The sequence below is a fragment of the Bradyrhizobium acaciae genome (genome assembly GCF_020889785.1).
GTDB classification, from domain to species: domain Bacteria; phylum Pseudomonadota; class Alphaproteobacteria; order Rhizobiales; family Xanthobacteraceae; genus Bradyrhizobium; species Bradyrhizobium acaciae.
The window spans coordinates 1-4,674 of sequence record NZ_JACMYK010000253.1; the positions used below are offsets into that span (position 1 = coordinate 1).

Consider the following 4,674-nt stretch of genomic DNA (forward strand, 5'->3'; position numbering starts at 1 on the left):
CTGCGCCGCACGCTCCGCGAGAGCGTACGCAACGACGGCGAGGTGCTGCGGCTCGGCCGGATGCGTCGCCGCCAGCGCCCGCGCAAGATCCTGTTCCTGATCGACGTCTCCGGCTCGATGAAGGCGCGCACCGAGGAGAACATGCGGCTCGCCCATGTGCTGGTGCAGGCGGCCGGCAATGTCGAGGTCTTCACCTTCGGCACGCGGCTGACCCGCGTCACGCCGGCGCTGCGGCTGAAGCGCCGCGAGCAGGCGCTGAGTGCCGCGTCCTTCCTGGTCAGCGACTGGGACGGCGGCACCAGGATCGGCGATGCATTGCAGGCATTCCTCGCGGTGCCGCGGTTCGGCGGATATGCCCGCGGCGCCGCTGTCGTGATCGTCTCCGACGGTCTCGAACGCGGCGATCCGGCCGCGCTGCGCGATGCGGTCGCAAAACTGTCGCGCCGGGCCTGGCGCGTCAGTTGGCTGACGCCGCTCGCCACCGCGCCCAGCTTCAAACCGCAAACCGAGGCGCTGATCGCGATCCGGCGCTTTGTCGATGATCTCGTGGACGGCGGATCGAGCGCGGCTGTTGTTGCGCACCTGCTGTCGCTTGCAACAAGGAGAGCTGCGTGACCGGCATTGTCGACGGACATCATCACATCTGGCGCCAGGCCGATCTCGCCTGGCTGTCCGGCCCGATGCAGCCGCGCATCTTCGGCCCCTACGAACCGATCCGCCGCGACTATCCGATTCAAGAATATCTCGACGATCTCAAAGGCACCGGCGTCACCCGCTCGGTCTATGTCCAGACCAACTGGCCGAACGGCCAGTTCGAGGATGAGGCCGCCTGGGTGCAGCAGACCGCCGACCAGCATGGCTGGCCGCACGCGCTGGTCGCCTATGCCGATTTTTCCGTCGACGACGTCCGGCCACAGCTCGATCGCCTGAAGCGCTATCCGCTGGTGCGTGGCGTGCGCATGCAGCTGCACTGGCACGAGAACCCACTGTATCGCTTCGCGGTACGGCCCGATCTCTGCGGCGATCCCGTGATCCGGCGCAATGTCGGACGCCTCGCCGACTATGGCTGGAGTTTTGACCTTCAGGTGTTCGCACCGCAGATGGCCGATGCGGCAGGCCTCGCCGAAGCCTGCCCCGGCGTGACCTTCATCTTGCAACATGCCGGCATGCTCGAGGATCTGTCGCCTCAAGGCCGTGCCGCCTGGCGCGCCGGCATGGCGCGGCTCGCGCAATGCCCCAACGTGGTATCCAAGCTGTCCGGGCTCGGCACCTTCATCCACCGCAACGATGCCGCGCACATCGCCGGCATCGTGACCGATACGGTTGCGATCTTCGGCGCGGACCGCTGCCTGTTCGGCTCCAACTTTCCGATCGAGAAGCTGTGGACCAGCTATCGCGACCTCATCGACGCCTTCAAGGCGGCCGCCGAAAGGCTCAGCCGCGAGCAGCGCGAAGCGATCTTCGGCACGACGGCGGCGCGGGTCTATCGGCTGGGGCCGTAGGCGCGACGCAGGCACGGACACGACAACGAACACGAATTGGGAGCGAGAGCGATGCCGTTGGAGATCAAGATCCTGGACTATGGCGATATCGAGCTGGAATCGAGCTTCCTCGTGCTCGGGCACAATTGCGGCCGCACCCGCCGCGTGCTGACGCTCGGCTTCTTGATCCTCGGCGGCCCCTACCCTGTTCTGGTCGATACCGGCTACCGCTCCAACCAGATCATGGAGACGCTGGGCATGCGCGGTCTCCAGTTCCACGAGAACATGATCGAGAACCAGCTTGCCCGCCATGGCGTGCGGATGGGCGACGTCCGCTTCGTCTGCCACACCCATCTGCACATCGACCATGCCGGCAAGGACGACCTGTTCCCGATGAACACCACCGTCGTCGTCAACCGCAAGGAGCTGGAATACTCCGTCTCCGGCCTGATGCATCCGCAATATCCGGCGCCCGACATCAAGCATCTGATCGACCGCCTGCACACCAAGAGCGCGCTGCGCTTCCTCGACCTCGAGATCACGGGTCCCGTCGAGCTGATGCCCGGCGTCTATTGCGATGCCGCCAATGCCCACACCGAGGGCTCGATGAACATCCACGTTCACACCGCCGACGGGATCGCTACGATCTGCGGCGACGTGATCTACGATTTCAACGACCAGATCGTCACGCCGTTCAACGAGATCCAGGACGCCGAACCGCGCACCACCGGCAACCACGGCACCAGCAAGCGAGCCGAGAAGGCCGCAATCAAGAAGCTGTTGAGTAGCTCGCGCTATCTGCTGCCGGTGCACGATCGCCCGGCCAGGATCGAGGGCGGCATGGTGGTCGGCCGCCTGCACGACCAGGTGCCCGGGCCCGTCGTGCAGAGCCTGCCGCAGCGCAGCTGGTTCCCGGCGTAACAACGAGGACGAACGCGATGACGCATGTCACGCTGCGCGCGGAGTTCGAAGACCTGATCGATCCCTACGCGCCGGTCGGCCAGGTCGGGACTGGGTTCGATTTCACGGAGGGGCCGATCTGGCACCCGGTCGATCACTTCCTGCTGTTCTCCGACATGCCCGGCGACGTCCGGAGGCGATGGGATGCGCGGCGCGGCGTGGTCGAGGTCAAACGTCCGTCGAACAAATGCAACGGCATGACCTACGACGCCGACCTCAATCTGATCGTCTGCGAGCATGCGACGTCTTCGCTGATTCGCGAGCGGCCCGACGGGCGGCGTGAGGTGCTGGCCTCGCATTACGAGAACCAGGAGCTCAACAGCCCGAACGACGTCTGCGTGCATTCGTCAGGTGTGATCTATTTCTCCGATCCCTGGTACGGCCGCATGCCGGTCTATGGCGTCGAGCGCCCGCGCCAGCTCGGCTTCCAGGGCGTCTATCGCGTGTCGCCCGGCGGCGGCGCGCCGAAACTTCTGGTCGACCGCTATCTGTTCGAGCAACCGAACGGGCTGTGCTTCTCGCCCGACGAACACATCCTCTATGTCAACGACACCGTGCAGGCGCTGATCCGCGCCTTCGACGTCGACGCCGATGGCTCCCTCGGCAATCCGCGCGTATTTGCGAGCGGCATTCGTTCCGAGCTCGAGCCCGGCCTGCCCGACGGCATGAAGTGCGACCAGCGCGGCAATGTCTGGGTCACCGCGCCCGGCGGCGTTTGGGTCTATTCGCCCGGCGGCGATCTGCTCGGCAAGGTCCGGCTGCCCGAACTCGTCGCCAACCTCGCCTGGGGCGGCGCCGATTTCCGCACGCTGTACCTGACCGCGACCCATTCGGTCTACGCAATCCCAACCAAGGTCGGGCCGCGCAACGAACCCTATATGAACGGCAAGCGCGGCAGCACTGCCGCCGCATCGTCCGCCCCGCCCACGCCCAATCTCGCAGCCGGCGAGATGCAGATCGACCCGCAACGCTGCGCGATGATCATCCAGGATATGCAGAACGACGTCATTATGGATGGTGGTGCATTCGCCGAGTCCGGCGCGCCTGATCACGCGCGCCAGCAACATGTCGTCGAGAATGTCCGCCGCGTCGCCGAGGCGGCGCGTGCGCGCGGCGTCGCCATCATCCATGTCTGGTTCGTGGTCGAGCCGGGCGCGCCCGGCGTAACGTTGAACGCACCGCTGTTCGAGGGGTTGGTCGACAGCAAGGCGATGGTGCGCGGCAGCTGGGGCGCCGCGCCGGTCTCGGGGCTCGAGCCGCGTCCGGGTGACTTCGTCGTCGAGAAGATGCGGATGAGCGCCTGGGAAGGCACAAGACTTGAGACCATCCTGAAAGCGACCGGCCGCGACATGATCATCAACACCGGGGCCTGGACCAACATGTCGGTCGAGCACACCGCACGCACCGGCGCCGACAAGGGCTACTTCATGATCGTGCCGGAGGATTGCTGCTCGACCATGAACGCCGACTGGCACAACGCCGCGATCAACTTCGCGCTCCAGAACGTCTCCGTGGTGACCAACGCCGACACCGTCATCAAGGCGCTCGGCTGAGGAGGCGCGGTGCCGAAGCTGCTGCATCTCGCCTGTTCTCCCCGCCTCGATTCGGAATCGGCGGCAGGCGCGCGAATTTTTGTGGAGAGCTTCCGCAAGGCGCGACCGGACTGGGAGATCGACGCGATGAACCTGTGGCGCGAGCCGCTGCCGGAATTCGAGGGTTATCTGCTCGAGGCTAAATACGCCCGGATCGGCGGCAGCAGCTTCAGCAATTCCCAGCACGACGCCTTCGCGGTCGCCGAGCGGCTTGCGCTACGGCTGTCGCTGGCCGATCGGGTGCTGATCTCGACACCGATGTGGAATTTCGGCATTCCCTACAAGCTCAAGCAGTGGCTCGACGTCATCATCCAGCCCGGGCTGACTTTTCGCTTCAACCCGGCGCAGGGTTACCTGCCGCTGCTCAAGGACCGCCCGACGGTCGTGATTCTGGCCAGCGGCAGCGATTTCGTCACCGGCATGAACCGCGGCCGCATCGACATGGCGACGCCCTATCTGCGCGAAGTGCTGCGCTTCATCGGCATCAATGACGTGCGCTTCGTGCCGATCGGCCCCACCACCGGACCAGCGGAGCCGATCCGCGCGGCTCGCGAGGCCGCGCACCGGCGGCTCGCAGAAATGGCGGCGAGGTTTTGAAAGGCGATGCCGCTTGTTCCGTCGTCGTCCCTGCGAACGCAGGG

5 protein-coding genes are annotated in these 4,674 nt (G+C 65.7%); all 5 read left to right on the plus strand.

Annotated elements, in window-relative coordinates:
- Positions 1 to 615, plus strand: a 615-nt coding sequence (locus H8A92_RS39585) for a VWA domain-containing protein (protein WP_229200678.1), incomplete at its 5' end; no start/stop codon positions are given.
- A complete protein-coding gene (locus H8A92_RS39590; protein WP_229200679.1) occupies positions 612 to 1,502 on the plus strand; it encodes an amidohydrolase family protein in 891 nt (296 codons plus the stop codon). The genes H8A92_RS39585 and H8A92_RS39590, both read left to right, overlap by 4 nt.
- 51 nt (positions 1,503 to 1,553) lie before the next feature.
- Positions 1,554 to 2,402 carry an MBL fold metallo-hydrolase gene (locus H8A92_RS39595; protein ID WP_229200680.1) on the plus strand — a complete coding sequence of 283 codons (849 nt, stop codon included), beginning with the start codon at positions 1,554 to 1,556 and terminating at the stop codon, positions 2,400 to 2,402.
- 17 nt (positions 2,403 to 2,419) lie between these two features.
- Positions 2,420 to 3,994: an isochorismatase family protein gene (locus tag H8A92_RS39600; RefSeq protein WP_229200681.1), complete on the plus strand. Its 1,575-nt coding sequence runs from the start codon at positions 2,420 to 2,422 to the stop codon at positions 3,992 to 3,994.
- Between the two features lie 9 nt (positions 3,995 to 4,003).
- Entirely contained in the window at positions 4,004 to 4,630 is a 627-nt protein-coding gene (locus tag H8A92_RS39605) for an FMN-dependent NADH-azoreductase (RefSeq protein ID WP_229200682.1), read from the plus strand.
- Positions 4,631 to 4,674: the final 44 nt, after the last annotated feature.

What these genes read in the sequence shown, in the direction of transcription:
- H8A92_RS39595 (WP_229200680.1), top strand. Translation starts at nt 1,554, where the DNA reads ATGCCGTTGGAGATCAAGATCCTGGACTATGGCGATATCGAGCTGGAA.
- H8A92_RS39600 (WP_229200681.1), top strand. Translation starts at nt 2,420, where the DNA reads ATGACGCATGTCACGCTGCGCGCGGAGTTCGAAGACCTGATCGATCCC.